The organism is Candidatus Endomicrobiellum trichonymphae, from assembly GCF_002355835.1.
Classification (GTDB): domain Bacteria; phylum Elusimicrobiota; class Endomicrobiia; order Endomicrobiales; family Endomicrobiaceae; genus Endomicrobiellum; species Endomicrobiellum trichonymphae.
Map to the genome: position 1 here is coordinate 888,508 of NZ_AP017459.1, position 23,952 is coordinate 912,459.

Consider the following 23,952-nt stretch of genomic DNA (forward strand, 5'->3'; position numbering starts at 1 on the left):
AAATTCAAAAGAAGATATTTTGTCGCCTAAAGATATTTATCAAAAAGGCGATGGATATTCCGTTGATATTTTTAAAGATAAAAATTATCTTTTAACATAAACGCAAGATTTTGCAACGCTAAATAACTTAAAAACCGCAAAAGAATATTTATTTTTAAAAATATATTTTTTGCCAAATTAGGTTTTACTACAGACAAACGGTGTGGAAATTTATTTTAGAAAATGATTAAATTTAGTACGGTCAAAATGCTAAGTCTAAAGGAGACAAAAAAATGACTTTTCTTAAGATTTTAGGTTACACTGCAGGTTTCATTTCTATGACATCTTTCATACCGCAAGTTTATAAAACTTGGAAAGTTAAATCCGCAAAGGATGTTTCAATTCAAATGTTCATCATCTATTCTACAAGTACTTTCTTATGGATAGTTTACGGCATAAAATCTGATCCTGTTCAATATCCAATTTGCGTGCCAAACACGATAGTACTCTTTCTTTCAATTGCCCAAGTTATCTTAAAAATAAAATACGACAGAGCGGAGAAGAATGCTCAGAAATAGATAATAAATGAAAATATCCGCACTTGTTTTTTTATAGCGACATTTACCTTTACGCTCAAAAAGACAGTACTTTAAATGATTCCGCTTCTATAACAGTAAAAGAAATGAATAGAAAATCGAAAAACGACAAAACCTCTCTGATATGCATTACGAAGCAAGTAAAATGAGAAAAGAAACGGATAAAAAAGCAAACTATTATTATGGATTATCATAAAAAAATTAATCAGGCAAAAGAACTGTCTAAAAGCGTTGAAAAATAAGATATATGTCTGACTTTATAGAAAATGAAACGCTTTTCACTGAATTTGAACATTATGCCGTAAAAAATGTTATACCTTTTTTTTCAAAAGAAACACGTAAAAAATTTGAGACATATTTTTATGAACTTAACAAGTGGAATAAAAAGTTTAATCTCATTTCATTTAAAAACGTAAGAGATTTAGTATATAGACATTTTTGCGACTCTCTCTACAGTGCAAAAGCCATAAGCGATATTTTAACGGTATATCGACTATCTATTTATTCAAAGAGAAAAAGAAAAAGAGAGGGTGCAGGCAGAAAACAAAAGTCGGCAGAAAGTGCGTTTAAGGTTGCCGACTTAGGAACAGGTTCAGGAATGCCGGGAATACCTGTAAAAATTGCTCTTCCATGCATTAAACTTACATTGATTGAATCGATAACAAAAAAATGCAGGTTTCTCAATAATATAAATAACAAACTTGGATTTAATACAGAAATATTAAATAAAAGAGCTGAAGAAATAGGACAAAACACGTCTTACAGACAACAATATGACTTTATCTTATCAAGAGCCGTAAGCAAGCTCTCCCCTAATCTTGAAATTTCAATACCGCTTCTAAAAATCGGCGGATACTTTATAGTCCATAAAACAAAAAAATCAGCAGAAAGTTCAAAAGATGGGCTTCAGTCAGCAGAAAATGCGCTTAAACATTTAGGAGCAAAGCTCGAACGGACAATATATTATAATCTGCCGGAATACGAATCTGATTATTGTATTTTGATTTTCAAGAAACACAAAGACACTCCGGCAAACTTTCCCCGCAAATCAGGCATTCCTGAAAAAAACCCGTTATAACTGTAAAGAAAAAAAATTTCAAAATAAGCAGAAGAACAAAAGTATTAAGTCAATTTTTAATTTGCCAATTTAAATATTTCTTTCATATCATTAGGAAGCTGCGCTATAAATTTAACGGTTTTTGAAGTCGACGGATGCGTAAAAGTTATATTATGTGCATGCAGCATTTGCCTTTCACATCTTTTTAAGCCAATTGTTTCCGGTCCGCCGTACTGTTTATCGCCTATAACCGGGTGGTTTATATATTTCATATGACTTCTTATCTGATGCGTCCTGCCGGTAATAATTCTTACTTTCAGCAAAGTGTAATCGTCTTTTCTTTCAATGACTTTAAATTCTGTAATAGCTGCCTTTTTCGCAAGAGGATTTACCGATACAAGTTTTCTATTTTTAGGAGATCTTCCAAGCGGCGCTTTTATTATTCCTCTGTTTTCGGCAATAACGCCTTTAACAGCGGCATAATATATTTTCTTTACAACTCTTTTCTGAAGCTGTTTTGAAATGCTTATTTTAGCTTTTTCAGTCTTTGCAAAAACAATGACTCCCGAAGTATCTTTGTCAAGTCTGTGAACCAAATAAGGATTATATTTACCAGCAGAATACCCCATTAAAGCATTGAGCAGAGTTCCCGACAGATGACCGTAAGACGGGTGAACTACAATACCGGACCGCTTATTTACGACAACAATATCATCATCTTCGTATATAATGTCAATCTTTATCTTTTCAGGCTTTATTTGAAGTTTCTCTTCTTTTTCAAATTCAATCGTTATAATATCTCCGCGTTTTAATTTATGGCTTACAGGAATAATTTTATCGTTTACAAAAACTCTTTGCCTGTCCGTAAGTTTTTGAAAATAAGAGCGGGAATAATCTTTATATATCGAAGCCAAATAAGAATCTGCTCTCTCTCTTTCAAATTTTTCATATATTATTTTTTCCTGCATATTATAAAAACTCCAGCTGTAAACAAAAAAACAGATATTATCTGCGATACAGAAAAATCAAAATACTGCACCCCTCTGTAATCGCCCCTGAAAAACTCAATAATAAATCTCAAAACCGCATAACCTGTAATATAAACTGCAAAAGAGACGCCAGACTTATGTCCCTTCTTAGAATAAAAATATAAAAATACAAATAATAAAAGATTTGCAAAAGCTTCATAAAGCTGTGTCGGATGCAGAGGCTTTCCCCTGACAGCCAAAGAATGTTCGTTAATAAACGCCACCGCCCATGGAAGACTGCTCTCTTTTCCGTAACAACAACCGGCAAAAAAACAGCCGATTCTTCCTAAGGCATGTCCCAAAGCTAAAGCCGGGGCAAAAAAATCGCCTAATTTAAGCAAATGTATTTTTTTCCTTTTAGCGTATGTAATCGCAAAAATTATTGAAGCGATAAAGCCTCCGTAATAAACAAGACCGCCCTGCCATATCTTAAAAATACCCAGCGGATATAAAATAAATTCATTCAAATCAGTAAAAACAAAAAAAAGTCTCGCTCCCGCTACGCTGAAAACCATAATATACATAACCAAAGAGTATAAATCATCTTGCGAAATAATTTTTTCTTTTGATTTTTTTATTGAATACGAAAGATAGAAAATCGCCGTGGCAAAAGCTGTAGCCACGGAAAAACCGTAAGTATGTATTGTAAAATTCCCAAACGTGAAAAGAATCGGATGCATATTATACCTTTCGTCTGCCAAACACCAGAATATCAGCAAGAATAAGAACCAACGCTATAAAAATACAGGAATCTGCGACATTAAACGCAGGCCATCTTAACGAATTAATCCCGAAATCAAGAAAATCCACAACAGCACCACGCAGTAATCTGTCTGTAAGATTACCAAGACCCCCTGAAATAATAAGGCAGAAAGCATATATTTGAATTTTATGCAGTTTATTCCAGTTTTTATAAAGCCATCCCGACAGAGCAGTTAAAAACAAAAACACTATAAGCGCAAAGAATGAATTCCTGCCGCGAAATATGCCGAAAGCCGCTCCTGTGTTATAAACGTTTACAATATTGAAAAAATCAAGAAACGAAATAACGTTGACTGAAGAAGCATAGATTATAAATCTATCCACCAAAATTTTTGTAAGTTGATCTAAAATAAACATAATAATGCCTATCAAAAACGGCGCTTTCATTTATCAATAACCTCTCTGCATCTCGGACATAATCCATCTTTTATACCATCGATATGTCTCCAACATCTTGCGCATTTTTCATATTCTGACTTTGCAGCTTCTATAAGCAAATCGTCTTCCTTATCCGAAAAATTACACTTTACATCCCAGCTGCCTAGAGTCAGATTTACAAGTTTTAAATCTTTAAAAACTTCATTATATTTTTGCCCGTACTTTATATTTAACGAAGCTTCAAGATTTGAACCTATAACTTTATTCTGTCTCAATCTTTCATAAGCAGCTAGCGCTTCTTTTCTTACGTAAAGTATTTTTTTCCATTTTTCAAGAGTTTCGGCATGAAGAACATATTTACTGTCTGTCACTGGAAAATCTAAAAGAAAAACCGACTGTGGCACATCATGCAGCAATTTTGCTAACTCTCTCCAAGCCTCTTCGGCGGTAAAGGAAAGTATCGGCGATATAAGTCTTATTATAACGGAACAAATTTTAAGCATTGCAGACTGTGCGCTTTTTCTTTCTATGCCGTCTTTTTTATCACAGTAGAGAACATCCTTTAAAACATCAAGATAAAAACCGCTTAAAAACACCGTGCAGAAATTACCTATTGCCGCTGCGGCTTTATGAAACTCATAGCTTTCATAAGCAGCTAAAGAAATCGATATAAGCTGCTGAAGCCTACTTAACGCATATTTATCTGTTTCCTGCATATCTTTAAAAGGTAGAGCTTTCTTTAAATCAAAATCCCCTATATTCCCCAATAAAAATCTTATAGTATTTCTTATTTTCCTGTAAGTATCGCTTAAACCCCTTATAATCTCGTCGGATATTCTTATGTCCTCTTTGTAATCGCTTGAAGCTATCCAAAGCCGGACGACATCGGCTCCGTATTTATTTATCAGATTATCACTTGATACAATATTGCCTATCGACTTTGACATTTTCTTTCCTTGACCGTCGACAACAAAACCATGCGTCAAAACATTTTTATAAGGCGATTTCCCTTTTACTGCCACAGATGGAATCATAGAAGTTTGAAACCACCCGCGATGCTGATCGCTGCCTTCAATATACAAATCCGCGGGATATTCTAAATCTTTATAGTTTCCGCTTGACAAAACGGCTTCATAAGAAACACCAGAATCGAACCATACGTCCAGTATGTCTTCTTCTTTTTTAAAACTTGCAGAATTACATGAAAGACACTTTGCACCAGTACCTTTTAAAAGCTCTTTTTCGCTCACTTCAAACCATAAATCAGATCCTTTCTCGCCGAACAACGCCGATATTTTGTCTATAACTTTAGAATCGAGTAGCGGCTCGCCGCACTCTTTACAGTAAAAAACCGGAATAGGAACTCCCCACAAACGCTGACGGCTCAAACACCAGTCTGGACGTCCTTCAAGCATTGCCGTTATTCTGTTTTCACCATATTCTGGAATCCAGCGGACAGTCTTTACAGCTTCTAACAGTTTTTTTCTCAAATCATTATGTTCTACCGATAAAAACCATTGTGGCGTAGCTCTAAAAATTATCGGATTTCCGCACCTCCAGCAGTGCGGATATGAATGAGTTAATCTCAGCTTCGCAAGAATCTTTCCTTCTCTGTCGAGTTTTCCAATTATTAAAGGATTTGCCTTGTAAATGTGAATGTTTTCAAACTCAGGAACTTCTTTTGTGTACAATCCTTTATCATTGACGGGAGATATAATTTCAAGACCGTATTCCAAACCTGCCTGATAATCTTCCTGTCCGTGCCCCGGCGCTATATGCACTATACCTGTTCCGTCTTCAATACTCACAAATCCGGCGACAATACCCTGCGACTGTCTGTCTTCAACCAGTGGATTTCGGCATTTTAAACTTACAAAATCAATGCCTTTAGCTTCCCAAACAATCTCAAAACTTACGGCTTTTATCTTATCTTTAACATTTTCAGCTAACGCCTTTGCGACTATAAGTTTTTCCTCTCTTGAATCTTCAAATTTATAAACTGCGGCTGCATATTCGGATTCTTTGTTAAACGCCAATGCGACGTTTGCAGGAAGAGTCCATGGAGTTGTCGTCCATATTAATACAGAGAAATCTTTTAACAAAATCTCTTTAGTCTTAACCGGTTCGGGAAGCAATATTATCTGGAACTTTACAAAAATAGAGTCTGAACTGTAATCCGAATATTCTACTTCGGCGTCTGCCATAGCCGTTTCGCACGTCGGACACCAGTAAACAGGTTTTTTTTTCCTGTATATAAATCCCTTCTCCACCAAATCACCGAAAACTTTTACTATAAACATCTCGTATTTAGGATCTAAAGTAAGATATGGATGATCCCAGTCTGCTATAACACCAAGCCTTTTGAATTCGCTTTTTTGTATTTCAACAAATTTACTCGCAAAATCGGCAGCCTGCTTTCTGAAAACAACCCTGTCGACTTTACTTTTGTCGGTTTTCATTTCTTTTAAAACGAGCTGCTCGATAGGAAGACCATGGCAGTCCCATCCGGGAGTAAAAGGCACGTAATTTCCGGACATAGAACGATACTTTATAATGAAATCTTTTAAAACTTTATTGAGTCCGGTTCCTATATGTATATTCGCATTTGCATAAGGTGGACCATCATGAAAAATAAATTTTTCCTTATCTTTATTTTTTTCGCAGATCTTAACATAAAGACGCTCCCTATCCCATTCTTCAATGAAAACAGGTTCTTTATACGCAAGGTCTGCTTTCATCTGAAAATCCGTTTTAGGAAGATTCACCGTTTTTGAATATTCCTTTTTTTTATCCATTTTTACTTATCCTCAAGGAAATTTTCTGCCTTGTCATATAAAATTATATACGCTTTACGTAAACTTACGGTATCGTATCCAAAACTTCATTAAGTTCTTCTTCCAAACGTCCCAACACTTCAATAGTTTTTTCTCTGCCTCTTTCGCCTTTTCTCAGAAAAATCATCGATCTTTTTACGTCAAAAAAATCTGATAAAAAATCGCATAGCTCTTCATTTGCTCTGCCCTCAATCGCAGGTGCCGTGATTTTTACCCTTAAAATAGAACCCACTCTGCTTACGACCTCATTTCTTTTTGAGTTAGGTATCACTCTGACTTTAATAATCATTATAACTCCTCTTTTACAGGTAAAAATTTATTTACTGATTTCTCTGAATCTTTTCACAGTCTATTTCATAACTTCATATACAATATCCGAAAGATTTTTAGACTCGAAATAATCCAATGTCGTTTCAGTCATTCCGTGCGGATTTCTGCATAAGCTCACAAAAATAAAATATGTCCGCAGGACCAAAAGAGGGGTGGGAGGATATTTAAAACTTTTTCTTTAACTATATCGTTGCAGACAATGTTTTCAGCCTTAACAAGTCCTACTCTTAAAAAACCACTTATAACACCTGCGCTATATTTCCAGAACTGATAAAAAAAGTTTTTTATTTATTTCCATAGTTTCTTTTCCCAAATATTGCCGAACCTATTCTAATCATAGTGGCACCTTCTTCTACAGCAATTTTATAATCATCTGACATTCCCATAGATAAAATATTAAATTCAGAACTGCCGTAAGATTTTCTTATGTTTTCAAACAAATTATATACCTGCTTAAAATAAGGTCTAGAATCTTCAGGATTGTCGCTGTATGGAGCTATAACCATCAACCCTTTTATCAAAATGTTTGGAATTGAAAGACACTGTTTATAAAAATCCTCAACATAATTCGGATTGACGCCTGTTTTAGTAATTTCCTGCGAAACCTTTACTTCAATGAGACAATTCTGCAACTTATCTATATTGGCCGCATAGAGGCTTATGCTGCCAGCAAGCTTTACACTGTCTAAAGAGTGTATCAGATCAAAGTTTTCTACGGCTTTTTTCACCTTGTTTGACTGCAGATGTCCGATAAAATGTTTTGTAATGCCGACAAGAGACGAACCAAGCTGCTCAAATTTAGGCAACGCTTCTTTTATCTTACTTTCTCCAATATGTTTTATTTCGCATTTTAAAGCTTCTAAAATGCACTGATAAGGAAAAGTTTTTGTTACTGCTATCAGTTCAACGACAACAGAAGTATTTTTGGCTGAATTTACAGTGTTTTTAATGAATTCTATATTTCTGTGGATATTCTTCATTTTCTTTAATAGTTAGTATAATACTATTATAATTATAGCATACTTTTGCTGTTTTTAAAAACTTTAAGATGAGCAGACAGACTTTATGGGCATATTGTTGATTACGCAAGGTGATGCAGATTAGCCATAAGCGACGCATTCATTGTAAACTTGCGAGCGAGATCGTCACGAGCTGAAAATACGCTTTTGCCGGTGATGAACAAAGCTACGCTTGAACTGCGTGATAAATAATGTTTTCTTTTTCCCGACTCGGCATAAAAAGTCCGCGTATTTGCAGCGATAAGCATCAGCGACAAAACAACTGCTGCTATTTTATTATAAAGATTCTGCACCTTTCCATTTCCATTTTATCTGAATATTTCTTCGTTAAAACTGCCAAATAAGTGCCGTCATAAAGCAGTCTGCCGGTACTGTCTCTTCCGTCATATCTTTATAGTCTGCGAGGTATTTCGTGAAAAGAAAGCAGAATCCGATTCCCACACTTTATCACCATACTCGAAATAAATCATTATCCGCGACGTTCCGTCGCAGCGCATATGAAAAACAAAACAAGTTTTGTCGTCTTTTATTGGACTGAAAAGATTTGGAGCACTTGATTATAAAGCAATACATTTAGTCTCAAGAGAAGCACCGAACTTATTTTTTACTATCATATACCAATAATGTCATTTTTTATGTTCGAGCCCTGAAAGACAAATGCCGCCGAATTGACGCCGGGACAGTTTTCAAACTTATTCAAATCTAGTTTCGACGGTTTAAATCCGATATACAACTTGTAAGACAACTCATCATTTTTTCATCGCTGCTTACGCTCCATGAAAAGCAAACAGTATCAGGTAAAACATCATCAACGGGATCTTTCTTGACAAAATTATAAGGTCTTGTAGTAACCCCATTGCCCCGATATTTCGCAGCGTTCGTTCGCAGTTGAGTACTTACCCTTTTTCCCAAGACAAAGCGTATATATAGACATTATTCCCCGGGACACTTTCATTCATCACATAAGTCTGCGTTGAGCACAGACGGGAACATCAAAAAAAGTTAAGGAGTGACCGTTTGACCGTAACACTACCCGAAAAACCGCATATTCTTCATCATATATTGAAAAAGTATTCTGCTCGTGCAGTTCCATAAGTTTAAATCTGCCTGTCGGATCATAATCAAATTCCTGAAAATAATTGCATAAAATCTCATCGTGATCTTTGTCGCCAACCTTAAACAAAACTGTTCCGTCAAACTGAAAAATAGTAACGCTTACATAAACTTCTTGATAGCAAATAAAAAAGCTGCTCTAATCCAGACTGTGGTAAATTAGCGACGGCTCAGCACGTATTTTGCGTCGACAAACATCGCAGTGCAAAAAGCCGAAAACAGCGGAACATAAAATATCTTTCTCATAAATTTAAAATATATCACCAAAATGTCTGTCAAAAATCAAAAAAATTAACTTATTTATACAAATAAACTTATGAGGAATTCTTTACTTTTTCAGCCGGGAAATCCCGATTTTTTCTAAACGACTTTTACTTTTACAGGATATTTACGTGCATAGTATTTCTTTAACGTTTTTATTTCCCTATTCTTTTTAAAATAATTGTAAGTCCGATGAAGAATAACCCCGTGCTTTCTGTACTTATCTTCAAATAAAAGATATCTTATCATATTCGCCTGTATTTTTAACGACATAGGAAGAATTTCGTCTATTATTCCCCGTTAAAATCCGACAGAGGCACAAAATTCGTAGAGAACTCAATAGAAGACAAACCGTTGCAGTTCTGCCCGCAAAAACCTATATGCTGAATATAACAATTTTTCACAACCATAAGTCTTACGCTACAGTCAATTAAAAAGCTAGATAATTTAAAGTCCATAAATCCTAAGCTTTCTTTCTGTTTTGAAACAAATTTTTGAAGAAGATTTTTTGATATGCACATTCCGGCAAAACCGGCATCCTCTTTATATACAAATTCACCGTCAAAATATATGTCCCTGTGAAGCTACGAATTATACAATCCAAGAAAACCGTCAGTTCGCGCAAAGTTATTAAAAATATAATCAACAGCATCAGGTCTCAACAATAAATCAGAATCGCAGATAAACAAGCGTAATCTGATAAGCATTTCCGTCGGCTTTTAAGTTCTTTTCTCTATTTATAATGCGGGCATTAAATTTATTAAACAGCTGTTTTAAATAGTTATCATCAAATTCAGTGCTGCAATCATTAAAAACTCTTATTAAGCTTTTATCAATATTTGAATACTCATATAAAGATTTTGCAGTAGTCTCAAGATATTTTTCCCTGCTATAAACAGGTATTGCTATCATCAGTTTCATTTTAAAAATTCTTATAAAAGTTTTTGTAAAGCTTTTAAAATATCGACACTGGGTATATTTTTATGTCATTTTCCAAACTGTCATTTTTTGTATCGACAAAAAGCTGGACAGCATTCGAATTATTAGGTGCCCAGATAATATTGATTTTTTCATAAGTATTTGAATAATCCCAATATAAAGCTACTGTTTTTTTTCTAAAAGCCGACGAAATATGGACTATAGACGTATCAGGAGTAATTGCCGCATTCGCATACTTTATTAAAGCGGCACTTTCCAGAACGGATTCAAAGCAGGACACAAAAGTTATATCATTTTCCAAAAACTTTATTTTTCCCTCATTTACAAATACGCAGCAATCAATCTCATCCTCTATAATGTCGATCAGTTCTTTAAGTCTGCAATAACTGAAACTTCTATGTCTGCTTGCGGCAAAAGGATTTAAAACCACTCTGTGTTCAGCATTACATTTTTCTATTAATTTAAGAACTTTTCTCTCTTCCATAGATATTATATGAATTCTTGTAAAATCCTATAAGAAATTCCGGAGCAATAATGCGCAGCATCAGTAGATGTTTGAAACGCGGTCTGAACGGATAAAAATCGACGGCAAGACTTACATTCTGTTTCCGCAGTTTCCTGAAAACGGAAATATTCTCAAAAAAACTTTTTACGGTTTCATATATCCGACTGACATTATTGTTATATCTTATTATTTCTTTGTTATTCCTGCGCAAAGAATTATAATCTCAACATCGGGATATTTTTTTATTTCATATATTTAAAAATGTTGCAAAATTGTTCATTTTCCTCTTTCACTTCTGGAAATTTGACATCATCATAAGGCTTATCCTGTCCATTTGTCTGTCGGTTTATCGCTCATCAGTTCACACTCCTTTCAGAGAGCGTTTTCTTTCGTTTGCTTCTTTAATGGATGTTGACTGTTTATTTCTTTTGAGCTGATGTTTTATTCTTATGTCGTTTGCTTCTGTGTTTATTTTTAGACTACCCAGCCAGCCTCAGACAGTCACATTTGTATCATCGGTACTATTTTCAGCAGTGGCTTCATTTTCGGATTTATTCTCATCAACAAGCTGATAACGCAAGACAATAAATTTCATATAATCTTTTTTAGTAGTTACAAAATAACCCGTCACTGTTTATTTTCATCTGCATTATGTTCCAAACTGCCATGAATTTAAATATTCCTTTTGTTCTGCCGTAAGAACGTCTATTTTAATACTCATAGAATTTAACTTAAGACTTGCTATTTCATTGTCAAACTTTTCAGGGACAATATGAACATTGTTTCCAAGATTTTTATAGTTTTTAACTAAGTACCGCACAGAGAACGCCTGATTTGCAAAAGACATATCCATGACGCTTGCGGGATGTCCTTCGGCAGCTACAAGGTTTATTAATCTCCCTTCACCAAGCACGCACAAAGCTTTATTGTTTCTTAACGTGTATTCATCAACGAAATCTCTTACGTTTTTTACAGATTTAGATATTTTTTTTAACGCTTTTAAATCTATTTCGTCGTTAAAATGTCCACCATTACAGACAATTGCACCGTCTTTCATTAAAGGAAAATGACTGCCACCAATTACGTTTAAATTGCCCGTAAGAGTAACAAAAATATCACCTTTTTCAGCGGCTTCTCTCATAGGCATAACTTCAAACCCGTCCATAGCCGCTTCAATCGCCTTAAGGTGGTCAACTTCGGTTACTATGACGTGCGCTCCGAGACCTTTTGCTCTCATGGCAAAACCTCTACCGCACCATCCATACCCTGCGCTGACAACAACTTTTCCGGCAAGCAAAATATTCGTAGCTCTTATTATACCGTCAATAGTTGACTGTCCTGTACCGTATCTGTTGTCAAAAAAATGTTTTGTCAATGCATCATTAACGGCAATGACAGGATACGCAAGAGCTTTATCTTTTGCCATAGCCTTGAGCCTAACAACACCCGTTGTAGTTTCTTCCGTCCCGCCTATAATATCTTTCAATAAATCTCTTCTCTTTAAAAGAACTGTCGTAACCAAATCGGCGCCGTCATCCATAGTTATCTGAGGCTTTATATCCAAAACCGCATTTATATGTTTATAATAAGTTTCGTTATTTTCACCTTTAACTGCAAAAACAGGAATATTGTAATGCTTTACCAAAGAAGCAGCGACATCGTCCTGAGTTGTCAAAGGATTTGATGCGCATAAATATACTTCCGCTCCGCCGGCTTTCAACGCAACAGCCAAATTTGCCGTCTCTGCAGTAACATGTAGACAAGATGAAATTTTCTTCCCCTTTAAAGGTTTTTCTCTTAAGAATTTTTCCTTTATCTGCTTTAATACGGGCATTTTCTTCTCAGCCCACAAAATCCTTTTGCTGCCTTTTTCTGCAAGCTTAATGTCTTTTACGTCGTATTTTATTTGGGGAAAATTCAATAAAGTCGATTTAGCTCGCAACATATCCTCCACATTCCCGCTTCAGCTCGCTGACTTTATTGAGTTTTTCCCAAGTGAAATCTTTTTCCTCTCTACCGAAATGTCCATAAGCGGCAGTTTGAGCAAAAATAGGTCTACGAAGCTGTAAATAATCCGTAATACCTTTCGGAGTGAGTGGAAATATCTTTCTCACAGCAGATTCTATCGCCGGTCCTGAAATCCTTCCCGAATGATGAGTGTCAACCATTATTGAAACAGGATCCGCTACGCCGATCGCATAAGCAAGCTGCACTGTACACTTATCGGCAAAACCCGCCGCGACCACATTTTTTGCAATATGCCTTGCCATATAACATGCGCTTCTGTCAACTTTCGTAGAATCTTTACCTGAAAACGCTCCGCCACCGTGCGCCGCCATTCCACCGTAAGTATCAACTATTATTTTTCTTCCGGTAAGACCGGTATCCACCGAAGGTCCCCCAAGCAAAAATCTTCCCGCGGGATTTATATATATTTTCGTATTTTTATCAATCGATTTTCCAAGAACGTATTTAATAACCTTATTGACAATTTCTTCTTTAGATTTTTTCGTCATGTAGTTGCCCGTTCTATCCAAAACCTCTTTAGTATGCTGAATCGATAAAACAACGGTATCTATTCTTTTCGGTTTTCCATCCGCATATTCAACAGTCACCTGCGTCTTACCGTCTGATCCTAAATACTGTAAAATATCTTTTCTTCTCACTTCAGTAAGTCTCTTCGCAAGTCTATGCGCCAAAATTATCGGCAGAGGCATAAACTCTGGAGTTTCTCTACACGCGAAACCTATCATCAATCCTTGATCGCCGGCTCCGCCGCTATCAACACCTGCGGCAATATCCGGAGACTGCGTATTTATAGTGTCAATAATTTTGCATGTATTACAGTCAAACCCAAAAGAAAGTCTATCATAGCCTATTTTCTTTAAAGCTTCCTTTATAATGTCCTTGGTATTAATTCTTGCACTTGTCTTAATCTCTCCGCCTACAATAAGCAATTCTTTAGAAATAAAAGTCTCGCATGCAACTCTCGCTTTTAAATCCTGTTTTAAAATAGCATCCAAGATACTGTCTGAAATTATATCACACACCTTATCGGGATGACCTTCGGTAACAGATTCAGACGTAAAAAAATAACCCTGTTGATTTGACATAAAAACCTCTTATAACAGAAAATTAAAGCGACGCAATTGCAGTATCAGCGTAAACATGCTTAGGAATATTCCTCCTCCATCACTATAGAATCAAACAATGTTATATTGCCCGGTATTATTGTGCCAAAGCCTACTATAGTGTTTATTATTTTCACATTGCTACCGATTTTTGAATTATCCCAAACTATTGATTTTTCCACAGATACATTACTGCTTATTTTCACATTATCTGATATCACGGCGTACGGCTTAATTATCACATTTTTTTCTATTACAACATTACTTCCTATAAAGCACGGTCCGTATATTTTAACGCTCTTGTCAATTTCCGTGTTAGAACTTATGTACTTGTCTCTTTTTTTCTTAATTCCCGTATTAACTTCAATCCTGCCGTCTAACACATCGAAAACACCTTTTTTATATTCAAAAGTACTTCCTATATCAGTCCAGTATTCGTCCATTACGTAACCATAAACTTGTTTCCTATTCCTCATTAAAAGTGGAAACAAATCCACACTAAAATCAAAAAATTTATTCGCGGGAATAAATTTAAACATTTCAGGTTCAAAAATATAAATCCCCGTATTTATTCTATTGTCAAAAATATCGCTCCAAAGCTTTTTCAACAAACGATTTTATTTTGCCGTCTTTACCACCGTATGCAACACTCAAATCTATTTTTTTCAAGACTACCGTAGCTGAAGATTTTTTTATGAAAATCAACAGCTTTTCCAAGATTAATATCACTCAATCCATCTTCCGACATAACCACAAACGTATCGTCAAAAAAAACTTTCTTTATTCTTTATTGCGCCGACTGTTCCCAAAAGTTTTTTCTCGATAGAGAAATCCAATTTAACGCGCTAGTATCATTGTTTTTTTTAAAACTCATTATAGTGTCAGGATGATGGATATAGATTTACACAAACGCTGTCAAACCCGTTCTTCTTAAGGTTTAAAAACGTATGGTATAAAGCAGGTTTTCTCAAAATGGGAATCATCGGTTTTGGAATATCAATCGTCAGCAGTCTAAGTCTTTTCCCTGCACCTGCCGCCCAGAACAAAAGCTTTCATTTAACATTCAAAGTCTCAGCGACATGCATGCAGCCGCCGTCAGTATCAATATGAAGCGCCGAGTATTTAATAACTGAGCAAAGCTCGTCAAAAGAAGTTTTTCCGTTTAAATACAAATCCGTCTCTTCCAGATAATCACTGTTTATACCGACTTGAACTATCTTAAATTTTTTTAATTCTCTCCTTATATTTTCCAACAATCTTTTCCAGTTTTTCGTTTCCCATATTTTTGTATATCGCCCGCTCATGCCGGTGATATAACCCTTATTTCCCCAGCCGTGCTGGAAAGTTATGTACTTATCTTCTTTATCCAACCCGAATTTTGAAATATTCCGCTCTTTATAATTTAGCACCAAATTATTTTTTTGATGCTTTAATCCCGGCGCTCAGTTTAATAATATCATTTATCTTTAAACCGTTTTTAACAGCTTTTTTCTGAAAAAGATATTGGTTTTTAAAACTAAAACAGTACGAATATTCTTTTTTTATTTCTTCAAAACCATCTGCAAATTTTCTTACAGCGGATTTTTTTATTTTTTGACGTTATCTTCACACTCAGCAAAGTCAGATCCGTATCTGCTTCTTTTAATGCTGCTTCATCTGCTTTAGGGCAAAACAAAATCATTAGTTTCTCCCATTATTTTTTGACAGATTTAAAAGATTTTTCTTTTATAGATTCTACTTTTTCAACATATTCTTTTTTCTCATCTTCTCCTAAAATTTTTTCTCTTATTTTAGCTTCTATCTCTCCGGCAACTGCAGAATTTTCAGATAAATAAGTTTTCACGTTATCTCTTCCCTGTCCGAGTCTTTCGCCATTATAACTGAAAAATGCTCCCGCCTTTTCAATTATTCCGTCATTTACACCCATATCTATCAGATATCCGAGCTTATCAATGCCCTGCCCGAAAATTATTTCAAATTCAGCCTGCTTAAAAGGAGCGGCAACTTTATTTTTCACAACTTTAACCCTTACTCTGTTGCCTAAAATTTCGTCGCCTTTTTTAATTGATTCAATTCTTCTTATATCGAGCCTTACCGAAGAGTAAAATTTGAGAGCAAGCCCTCCGGGAGTTGTTTCGGGACTTCCCCACATCACTCCTATTTTTTGTCTCAGCTGATTTATAAATACTATTGAAGTTTTTGATTTGGAAATATTTGAGGTAAGTTTTCTAAGAGCCTGACTCATAAGTCTTGCCTGAAGACCTACGAAAGAATCTCCCATTTCACCCTCAATTTCGGCTTTAGGAACAAGAGCCGCTACGGAATCGACAACTATAATATCAACCGCTCCGGAACGTATAAGTTTATCCGCAATTTCAAGACCTTGTTCGCCTGAATCCGGCTGCGATATTAGAAGATTGTTTATATCTACGCCCAGTTTTTGCGCATACTCAGGATCCATTGCATGTTCTGCATCGATATATGCCGCAATACCGCCGAGTTTTTGCGCTTCGGCAACCATACATAAAGCCAGAGTTGTTTTCCCCGACGATTCCGGGCCGTAAATTTCAATTATTCTCCCGCGCGGTATTCCTCCTATACCAATAGCTATATCAAGAGGAAGAGCGCCTGTCGGTATTGAATCAACCCTTTCCTTAGAATGTTTCTCACCAAGCCTCATAATTGCTTCTTTCCCAAAATCTTTTTCAATCTGCGAAAGAGCTAAATCCAACGCTTTAAGCTTCTCATCTTTTGCCATAACTCCCTCCGAGTTCTATCCCTTCCCTTGCTTATACTCCTTCTAATCCTCCCATTATTTTAACGACAGGGTAGGAAAAGGGGAACTTAACCCTTTTCCACCAAGTCCCAACCGGAGCAGATGAAATTTTAACTGAAGCGTTTCTGTCTGCAACAAAATTATGAAGCCTGTTTATCGTTCCGTTATTGTCAAAACCGCCGTTTGTTGATTTTAATTTTCTTTTAAATATTTCTTTAAACCAATTTTTCATTTTATCTCTTTCATTAAGAAAAGCAAAACTAACGCAAAACCACTGCCCAAGCCAACGATGTTTCCCATTTACCTCTTATTGCTCTCCAAAAAGCCAAGCCCAACATTATTAACATTGACACAAAACTTATTATCACCATCACAATTATAAATATTTCGGACCAGTCCATTTTTACTTCTTTCTCCTCTTTTGTTTTTCTGTCTTTATTTCGTTTTCTTAAAATCAGTAATCTTTCTAGTAAATCTAATTAATATATCTTTTCGTCTGCTACTAGATTAAGCCGTTTATAAATCTCAAAAAGTCATCCATATCAATAACAAATATCCATATTCCTTTTTCTCTCTTTCCATTTGTCTGATTTAACATTACTGAGCGCATTTCCTATGCTTCCTCTCTGCGATATCCGTCCCTACAACTGCTTCATGCGTTATACGTCCTTTTAAAAACCATAATTTTTAGGTTTGAAATATCCGATATTTCCTCAGGTTTTCAAGACTTTGCAACAAAGCGGCTTCACCTTTTTAAAACGGCAAAAGCATACTCATCAGCATCTTGTTTCTAAATTCAAAAGACAACAGTCTTTAAGAATTGATGGATTTTTACCATAGCCAACGTATCTCGGGCGCAATATTTCAGCAAGTTTTTTTTTGTTTCTTCAATTTTTTTATCATCATAGAGTCCCATCGCCATAAAAGCAAAAGAGGCAGCGGCATTTCCGCCGTCTCCTATTTCCAAATCTGCATAATTCATTTCAGGAACTAGTACCGGAAGAACTTTCTTAATAGACGAACGACCGTGAAAATTTATGTCATAATAATTTTTTTTTAAGATCAGTTCCAAATCGACAATCCTTTCGGTTATTTTATTAAGTTTTTCACCTAAATCAGAAAAAAGTCTCGCAAGATTAGATATGCAAATACGTTCAAAATTCGCATAGGTTATAACATTGCCTTCTTCGCCCAAACATTTAATAAGTCTTTCTGCAACTTCACGACGACAGTCTTTTGTCTGATCCGCAATATACTCATAATGATCCAATATATTTCCTGCATCATCGGTTCTATCTATTGAGAACTGCGTCAAAAACTGCATATGCGGAGCAATGTCCCGATATAACGGCATTATAGTCATCACCGACTCAAAGTCGAGATAATAAAAAGGCTGCTTTATATTATTCATCTCTGTTTTTAAATTTTCCGATACATAATTTGTATTTGTTAAAACGCAGTTTTTAACTATCTGCTGCATTCGCGAAAGTTCAAAATCAGCTGGAATTTTATCAATCATATCCACACCCGCAGTTATTAATTTCTCTATCGCAAGAACTGAAAGTCTCGGCAGGTCAAATATATGGTTTTTTATATCTTTACTTATGCAGCCGTCAAACACCAGACAGTTCTTACAATTTCTTTTCAAATAAGGTTCCGGCATATTTTCAGATTCAATATTTTCAAGAACCTCATCTGAAAGAATTAAAAATTTCTGAACTTTCGACTTAACTTTTTCAGTACAATCCAATCTTTTAAAAAGCTGTGATATATCCATTCCGAGACGATAGTCATTTGATAAACAAAGAATAGTAGCTTTACTTACATCGAGTCCTGATTTAGCCAAAACCATTGCTTTAAAAGATATGTCGCGAGCGTATTTAACTTTATATTTGTTGCCTGACTTAACCTCAAATAAATGCCATGAATTGTCATCAAGTTTTTGCAGTATATCAACTTTTGTAAAATAACCGCCTGCAACAAAAGAAGCTCCACAAATTGTTTTAACGCCGGGATCCAAAAGCAACTCTTTAGTATATAATACCGCATCGTAGATTCCAAGTCTTCCGACTTCTACCGCGTTCGAAAAAAGTTGCCATGAAATATTACGTATCTTTCTCCCCTCAAGCCTCAGAAGTTCATTTCTAGAACAGGTAAGTTTTGGAAGCATATTTCTTCTTGTCATCCAACCCAAAGTAGGACAGCTCAAATAGTTGATAAAAGCAGTTTTATTTATATATCTCATGACTTAAATTGACAACTTGCACATTTTCAAATACTATCTGTTCTGCACATAAAATATAAATGCAAAACAGTTTTTTCACTCACTTCACAGCTTATTTTTTTCATTCCCCTGAAAGTTAAACCACTGAGCAACATATCTTAGAACTTTTATGCCAGTTCTTAACTTTGACTTTTATCAAACTATTCGCCCAATTTCAGATAATATTTGCCCTCTCCAAAAACTTTTGTGATCAGAAATCCCCCAGCGACAACTGGCCTTCCTCTTTTATCTTCCAGTCCTCTTTGCCAACGCGCTGACCTATATCTTCAAGCACGTTCAATATAGTTTGATTTTCAGTCGTTACACCGTTTTTCAAAAGCGGCAATATATGTAACACTGTTTCGTCAAAAGTCGGATTTCTTTTTTCTCTTTCCATTCTGCGCAGATAGCTAATTAGGTAATATCTAATACGCAATTTAACGTCAATATGCGTCTGAAATTTTGCATTCTCTTTTATTGTAAAAATTTTTGTTTGTTCGTCGTAGTCAAAACTTTCACGAAGCAAAGTCGTAAGATCTGAATATTCCTTCTTTAACAAATCAAGAAAACCAAGCTCCAGTCCCTTAATAATTAACTCGTCGTTTATCTGTTCTAAAGTTGCGCCATTGTTTTTTGCAATTATCCCCTCTATCGTCTGCGTAACTATATCAGCTATATCCATACCTAAATTCGCTTTCATTATCCCAAAAAGATAAATCTGCCGCCGTACCTTTTAAAATCTGTACGTTTGAAATTGTTTTATCATTTATAAAATATTCCATTTCTTTTTTTGCCTCGCTTACCTTTTTATAGCGAAGTTCAAAAGTTTTAATGAAATTCACATCTTTAGGAACTGGAGCTATCCTATATCGATAATACTGAAATGCAGCAACATTGCCGCCATTTTCTGTTTTTACATAGCTTGAAGCATGATAAGTTAAATTAACTCTTGTGACCAGTCCTGAAAACATCAATAATAATGAACTTTTAATATTTTCATTTTTCTGCTTTTTTATTATTGATTTTAATAACGCAAGCCGCACCATTTGTATGTCGCTGAATAGCTTGTCAACAGTATCGACGTCTGAACCCTTGGGTAGCGCAAGTTTTTTTGGTCCCGGATATTTCTTCAACGCTTTTTCAATTTCTTCTTTTGTTTTTGGTTCTTTTTTAACATACTCGTCCTTCACTTCTTCAAATGCCTGCGCTAAATCAGATTGTCTAACAATCGTAGTCATAAGCAATGACTTCACTAAAAAAATCGCCATAGGATTCAAATCTATATTTATAGCTTTTCTCCCGTTCATCAAGGCTTCAACGGCAGTAACTCCGCTTCCGCCAAAAGGATCAAGCACTAAATCGCCGGGCTTGCTATAGTTTTTAATATATTCGGCTACTATATTCCAGCTCTGTTTTGTAAAGTATCCGTGAACGCCGAAATGTCTTTTTGCGGCTCGTTTTTTTACTGGTATTTCTTCAAGCAGAAGTCTGTTGACATAATCAAACTGATTTTCATATAATCCAGTCGTTTCTCTCGGTTCATAATAAAACCTTTTGCCTGTTTGAAAACTTGCAGGAGACAGCAAAGTTATCAGTTTTTCCCAATTTTCATCTATATTTTCAAGTTTAAAATATAAAACAGGCTTGCCGTCTGTTGAGAAAGAAGTCCTAAAAACTGAAAACTCTAAGCCGTTGCAAAGCGCAAAATATGTGCTGCTTATTTCACGGTGCGCAGCATAACTGTAAACTTGCTCTACATTATCGCTATTTATAACTTTTTGATCCGGCGCTTTTGCATCTAAAACCCATGCGCAATTATTCCCTACTTTTAAAACATAATCAGGTATAAGGTTTACAGCTCTCTTTTTACTCCCAACTTTTAAAAAAGGATGCTGCAAAGTTCTACTGCGGACAATGTTTTCCTGCGCATATCCAAGTTTTTTCAGTATAGGCGAAATTATAACTTCTCTAACACTATCTTCCTTAAAATCACGATCAGAAGCTATTTTGTTGAAATTGAGATCAGAAAATACAGTTTCTTTCATTTTAAACTTTAAGTCTCTTTTTATCTGTTTCGTCACATATACGCACTAAAAACAGTCGCAAAACATTTCTGTACTTTAAATCAAAATATTTGGAAACAACAAATAAAAAAAGATATTCCAGCTATTTGTATGCTAACTCCCAACCATCTTTTCTTTTATTCTCTTAAGATTTTCCACAACGGAATAAGGCACTCTCATTTTGCCAATAATATGATGTTCTTTTTTGTGCGGACCGTGGCAATCTGACCCACCCGTTGCAATAAGATTAAACTTTTCGGCAAGACTCAAAAATTTTTTCACAGTATTTCCCGAATGTTTTATATGCCAAGCTTCAATACCCATAAGTCCGTCTTTTATAAACGATTTAAACATATTTTCATCATTATAGTGAATATAATAAGGATGTGCCATAACAGGAATTCCGCCGGCATTTAAAATAAGTTTTATTGCATTATGCGCCGATATAGAACATTTAGTAGGCACATAAGCCAGTTTTCCCTTAGACAAATATCTTTGAAATGCTTCATTAACGCTTCCAACAAGCTTTTCTTCAACCAGCGCTTTGGCAAAATGCAGTCTTCCTATAACCTTATCTTCAATCTTTTTAAAAAAACTGTCATCTTTCAATTCAGCGCCGCTCTTTTTAAGCTTTTCAAAGATTTCAACAGCTCTTTCATACCTTGCTTTCCTAAAAACAGTCAAAGTTTTTTTTAATTTTTCTGATTTATAATCTATATAATATCCTAAAATATGCATCTCGCTCTTCTGCGAATCCAATATAACTTCAGATGACAATTCAATTCCGGGAACAATTTCAAGACCAGTTTTTGATGCAATTTCCAGAGCTTCATCAATACCGTCCACACAGTCATGATCTGTTATGCTTATTGCGGCAAGCTTCATTTTAGAGGCATACTCAACCACTTCTTTAGGAGCAAATACACCGTCAGAATAATTAGTATGAATATGCATATCAACATATAAATTAGCGGCACCAACATTATCCATTAAAGAGTCTCCGATACTAAAGCAGAAAGATTGTTTTTTTCGTTCTTTTATGAAAACCTATACTCTATTTCCTCGGCTGCAATAACTTTTAACTCGCTGCGCACCATTCTTTCAAGATAAGACGGCTCATTTTCAAGATAACATATTCTGTCTTTCAGCAAATCGTTCTCATCGCGCGCATTTTCTATGTCTTTTTTTAATTTGTTTTGCTCAAAAAAACGCCTCAAAAGAGTTCTATTGCCTTCGTTGAAAGCTAAAACTAAAAAAACTGCTAAGAAAATGATATAACGAATTTTAAATCGTTTTTTTAATTTTTTCTTGTCCATTGCAATCTTTAAGCGAAAATCCGTTTCACTTTGCCATCATAAAAGAACAAAATTACTTAAAACATTCAATCTCTTTTCAGGATCCATGAAAAGCGGAGCTTACTTAAAATAACATAGCCTTTCACCGCATATCGACAAAGTATCAAAATTTCAAATGTTTGTGAGGAATATCCTTTACTGTACAATCCCTGCTTTTATACGGTCAGACTCCGCTATCTTAATCCTAAATTTTAATAAGATACTTGATCGACTGTCCATCCTTCCCTGTCAGGAAATAGGAGAGAATAAACAAACAGTCACTTTATGCTTGAAAATGCAGACTTGCCTAAATAGGCTGATTTAGATCCCAGCTCTTCTTCAATTCTTAAAAGCTGATTATATTTACACATTCTGTCAGTTCTTGATGCAGATCCCGTTTTAATCTGTCCAGTATTGAGAGCAACGGCTAAATCCGCAATAATACTATCTTCAGTTTCACCCGAACGGTGCGACATAACCGCCGTATAGCCCGCTTTATATGCCATCTGAACGGCAGCAACCGTTTCGGAAAGAGAACCTATCTGATTAACTTTTATAAGAATTGAATTTGCAATGCCTTTATCAATGCCGTCTTTAAATATTTTTGTGTTTGTAACAAAAAGATCATCGCCGACAAGCTGAAGTCTTGATTTCAGTTTTTCTGTCAAAATCTTCCAGCCGTCCCAATCAGATTCGCTCAGTCCGTCTTCTATGGATATTATGGGATATTCTTTCAAAAGATCTCCATAAAAAGCAATCATATCTTTTGACGTTTTTACTTTCTCTTTTACTTCGCCTTCAAGAGTATATTTATTGTTTTCATAGAGTTCACTCGCCGCAACATCCAAAGCAAAAACAATGTCTCTGCCGACTTCATAGCCAGCCACTTTAACGGCTTCGCATATTACTTCCAGAGCCTGCGCATTAGATTTTAAATTTGGAGCAAAACCTCCTTCATCGCCAACTCCGGTCGCATAACCTTTTTCATTTAAAACTTTTTTCAAACCGTGAAAAACTTCACAACCCATCCTTAAAGCTTCGCGGAAAGTAGGAGCACTCACGGGAGCAATCATAAATTCCTGCAAGTCGACGTTATTGTCGGCATGTTCTCCGCCGTTAATAATATTCATAAGCGGCACGGGTAAAACATATTTGTCGCTTTTAACATTGTAAATCTCCCTCACATACTCATATACGGGAAGTTTATTTGAATTTGAACCGGCTTTAGCACAAGCAAGCGATACTCCTAAAACTGCATTCGCGCCAAGACTGCTTTTAAAATCCGTGCCGTCAAGTTTTATCATTATATCGTCAATATCCTGCTGCTTTGTTATTTCAAGACCCGTGAGTTTAGGGGCAATTATATCGTTGACATTTGAAACTGCTTTTAACACGCCTTTACCGCCGAACCTTTTTTTGTCGCCATCTCTGAGTTCCAAAGCTTCCCTTGAACCCGTTGAGGCACCGGACGGAACAGCTGCTCTTCCCAACGTACCATCACCAAGTCTAACGTCGACTTCAACCGTAGGATTTCCGCGTGAATCAATAATTTCTCTCCCTGCAATTTTTACGATCTTTGCCATA

General features: G+C 35.5%; 30 protein-coding genes. 2 read left to right on the forward strand and 28 right to left on the reverse strand.

All coding sequences use genetic code 11. The features are described 5' to 3' along the window. The first annotated feature begins 272 nt into the window (after positions 1-272). Together RSTT_RS04535 and rsmG are read left to right on the forward strand one after the other, a co-directional pair. On the forward strand, positions 273-557 hold the full coding sequence (locus RSTT_RS04535; protein WP_015423619.1) for a SemiSWEET family sugar transporter: 285 nt from the start codon (positions 273-275) through the stop codon (positions 555-557). Between the two features lie 265 nt (positions 558-822). Next, positions 823-1,653 (forward strand): 16S rRNA (guanine(527)-N(7))-methyltransferase RsmG, encoded by an 831-nt coding sequence (rsmG, locus tag RSTT_RS04540; RefSeq protein WP_096525821.1) that lies wholly within the window; start codon positions 823-825, stop codon positions 1,651-1,653. A 56-nt stretch (positions 1,654-1,709) separates the two neighbouring features. Here rsmG and RSTT_RS04545 read toward each other — a convergent pair whose 3' ends face one another. The 28 genes from RSTT_RS04545 to eno form a co-directional block, all read right to left on the reverse strand. Then, the gene (locus tag RSTT_RS04545; protein ID WP_096525822.1) at positions 1,710-2,600 is read right to left on the reverse strand and encodes an RluA family pseudouridine synthase; all 891 of its coding nucleotides are present in this window, start codon (positions 2,598-2,600) and stop codon (positions 1,710-1,712) included. Beyond that, positions 2,585-3,361: a prolipoprotein diacylglyceryl transferase gene (gene lgt, locus RSTT_RS04550; RefSeq protein WP_172412872.1), complete on the reverse strand. Its 777-nt coding sequence runs from the start codon at positions 3,359-3,361 to the stop codon at positions 2,585-2,587. The genes RSTT_RS04545 and lgt overlap by 16 nt, the downstream gene beginning before the upstream one ends. Then, a complete protein-coding gene (lspA, locus tag RSTT_RS04555) occupies positions 3,342-3,809 on the reverse strand; it encodes a signal peptidase II (RefSeq protein WP_015423623.1) in 468 nt (155 codons plus the stop codon). The genes lgt and lspA overlap by 20 nt, the downstream gene beginning before the upstream one ends. Then, on the reverse strand, positions 3,806-6,595 hold the full coding sequence (gene ileS, locus RSTT_RS04560) for an isoleucine--tRNA ligase (RefSeq protein ID WP_096525824.1): 2,790 nt from the start codon (positions 6,593-6,595) through the stop codon (positions 3,806-3,808). Before ileS ends, lspA begins: the two co-directional genes overlap by 4 nt. A 64-nt stretch (positions 6,596-6,659) precedes the next feature. Continuing rightward, positions 6,660-6,923, reverse strand: a complete 264-nt coding sequence (locus RSTT_RS04565) for a DUF167 domain-containing protein (protein WP_015423625.1) — start codon at positions 6,921-6,923, stop codon at positions 6,660-6,662. A 325-nt stretch (positions 6,924-7,248) separates the two neighbouring features. Continuing rightward, positions 7,249-7,944, reverse strand: coding sequence for a YggS family pyridoxal phosphate-dependent enzyme (locus RSTT_RS04570; RefSeq protein WP_015423626.1), 696 nt, complete (start codon positions 7,942-7,944; stop codon positions 7,249-7,251). Positions 7,945-8,045: 101 nt separating this feature from the next. Beyond that, complete coding sequence (locus tag RSTT_RS04575) at positions 8,046-8,276, reverse strand: hypothetical protein (RefSeq protein WP_095558886.1); 231 nt, start codon at positions 8,274-8,276, stop codon at positions 8,046-8,048. Between the two features lie 665 nt (positions 8,277-8,941). After that, positions 8,942-9,166 carry a hypothetical protein gene (locus RSTT_RS04580; protein ID WP_096525825.1) on the reverse strand — a complete coding sequence of 75 codons (225 nt, stop codon included), beginning with the start codon at positions 9,164-9,166 and terminating at the stop codon, positions 8,942-8,944. A gap of 290 nt (positions 9,167-9,456) precedes the next feature. Next, the gene (locus tag RSTT_RS06245) at positions 9,457-9,630 is read right to left on the reverse strand and encodes a hypothetical protein (RefSeq protein WP_172412873.1); all 174 of its coding nucleotides are present in this window, start codon (positions 9,628-9,630) and stop codon (positions 9,457-9,459) included. A 17-nt stretch (positions 9,631-9,647) separates the two neighbouring features. Then, a complete protein-coding gene (locus RSTT_RS04585; protein ID WP_096525826.1) occupies positions 9,648-9,878 on the reverse strand; it encodes a hypothetical protein in 231 nt (76 codons plus the stop codon). Between the two features lie 148 nt (positions 9,879-10,026). Beyond that, on the reverse strand, positions 10,027-10,278 hold the full coding sequence (locus tag RSTT_RS04590) for a glycosyltransferase (RefSeq protein ID WP_096525827.1): 252 nt from the start codon (positions 10,276-10,278) through the stop codon (positions 10,027-10,029). 34 nt (positions 10,279-10,312) lie between these two features. After that, positions 10,313-10,780 carry a glycosyltransferase family 9 protein gene (locus RSTT_RS04595; protein ID WP_096525828.1) on the reverse strand — a complete coding sequence of 156 codons (468 nt, stop codon included), beginning with the start codon at positions 10,778-10,780 and terminating at the stop codon, positions 10,313-10,315. A 514-nt stretch (positions 10,781-11,294) separates the two neighbouring features. Next, positions 11,295-11,432 (reverse strand): hypothetical protein, encoded by a 138-nt coding sequence (locus tag RSTT_RS06250; RefSeq protein WP_172412874.1) that lies wholly within the window; start codon positions 11,430-11,432, stop codon positions 11,295-11,297. An 18-nt stretch (positions 11,433-11,450) separates the two neighbouring features. Then, positions 11,451-12,707: an adenosylhomocysteinase gene (gene ahcY, locus RSTT_RS04605; protein ID WP_096526022.1), complete on the reverse strand. Its 1,257-nt coding sequence runs from the start codon at positions 12,705-12,707 to the stop codon at positions 11,451-11,453. A gap of 25 nt (positions 12,708-12,732) precedes the next feature. Beyond that, entirely contained in the window at positions 12,733-13,914 is a 1,182-nt protein-coding gene (metK, locus tag RSTT_RS04610; RefSeq protein ID WP_096525830.1) for a methionine adenosyltransferase, read from the reverse strand. 59 nt (positions 13,915-13,973) lie between these two features. Beyond that, positions 13,974-14,540, reverse strand: coding sequence for a nucleotidyltransferase family protein (locus RSTT_RS04615; RefSeq protein ID WP_096525831.1), 567 nt, complete (start codon positions 14,538-14,540; stop codon positions 13,974-13,976). Continuing rightward, the gene (locus tag RSTT_RS06255) at positions 14,512-14,661 is read right to left on the reverse strand and encodes a hypothetical protein (protein ID WP_158302838.1); all 150 of its coding nucleotides are present in this window, start codon (positions 14,659-14,661) and stop codon (positions 14,512-14,514) included. Before RSTT_RS06255 ends, RSTT_RS04615 begins: the two co-directional genes overlap by 29 nt. Before the next feature lie 152 nt (positions 14,662-14,813). Continuing rightward, complete coding sequence (locus tag RSTT_RS07000) at positions 14,814-14,978, reverse strand: sugar phosphate nucleotidyltransferase (RefSeq protein WP_096525832.1); 165 nt, start codon at positions 14,976-14,978, stop codon at positions 14,814-14,816. Positions 14,979-14,984: 6 nt separating this feature from the next. Beyond that, positions 14,985-15,341 carry a glycosyltransferase family 9 protein gene (locus tag RSTT_RS04625; protein ID WP_231941976.1) on the reverse strand — a complete coding sequence of 119 codons (357 nt, stop codon included), beginning with the start codon at positions 15,339-15,341 and terminating at the stop codon, positions 14,985-14,987. A 140-nt stretch (positions 15,342-15,481) separates the two neighbouring features. Beyond that, a complete protein-coding gene (locus tag RSTT_RS06840) occupies positions 15,482-15,613 on the reverse strand; it encodes a hypothetical protein (RefSeq protein WP_269457758.1) in 132 nt (43 codons plus the stop codon). Between the two features lie 12 nt (positions 15,614-15,625). Then, positions 15,626-16,690, reverse strand: coding sequence for a recombinase RecA (gene recA / locus RSTT_RS04630; RefSeq protein ID WP_015423629.1), 1,065 nt, complete (start codon positions 16,688-16,690; stop codon positions 15,626-15,628). A gap of 31 nt (positions 16,691-16,721) precedes the next feature. After that, positions 16,722-16,940, reverse strand: a complete 219-nt coding sequence (locus tag RSTT_RS04635) for a hypothetical protein (RefSeq protein WP_096525834.1) — start codon at positions 16,938-16,940, stop codon at positions 16,722-16,724. Positions 16,941-17,504: 564 nt separating this feature from the next. Then, on the reverse strand, positions 17,505-18,953 hold the full coding sequence (locus tag RSTT_RS04640; protein WP_096525835.1) for a DUF2779 domain-containing protein: 1,449 nt from the start codon (positions 18,951-18,953) through the stop codon (positions 17,505-17,507). A gap of 229 nt (positions 18,954-19,182) precedes the next feature. Beyond that, positions 19,183-19,653: a hypothetical protein gene (locus RSTT_RS06580; RefSeq protein ID WP_197701992.1), complete on the reverse strand. Its 471-nt coding sequence runs from the start codon at positions 19,651-19,653 to the stop codon at positions 19,183-19,185. Beyond that, on the reverse strand, positions 19,640-21,052 hold the full coding sequence (locus RSTT_RS04645) for a DNA methyltransferase (protein ID WP_197701993.1): 1,413 nt from the start codon (positions 21,050-21,052) through the stop codon (positions 19,640-19,642). Before RSTT_RS04645 ends, RSTT_RS06580 begins: the two co-directional genes overlap by 14 nt. Positions 21,053-21,148: 96 nt before the next feature. Beyond that, complete coding sequence (locus tag RSTT_RS04650; protein ID WP_096525836.1) at positions 21,149-22,024, reverse strand: PHP domain-containing protein; 876 nt, start codon at positions 22,022-22,024, stop codon at positions 21,149-21,151. A gap of 47 nt (positions 22,025-22,071) precedes the next feature. Next, a complete protein-coding gene (locus RSTT_RS04655; RefSeq protein WP_095558895.1) occupies positions 22,072-22,350 on the reverse strand; it encodes an FtsB family cell division protein in 279 nt (92 codons plus the stop codon). A 296-nt stretch (positions 22,351-22,646) separates the two neighbouring features. Then, positions 22,647-23,951, reverse strand: coding sequence for a phosphopyruvate hydratase (gene eno, locus RSTT_RS04660; protein WP_015423634.1), 1,305 nt, complete (start codon positions 23,949-23,951; stop codon positions 22,647-22,649). Between the last annotated feature and the right edge of the window lies 1 nt (position 23,952).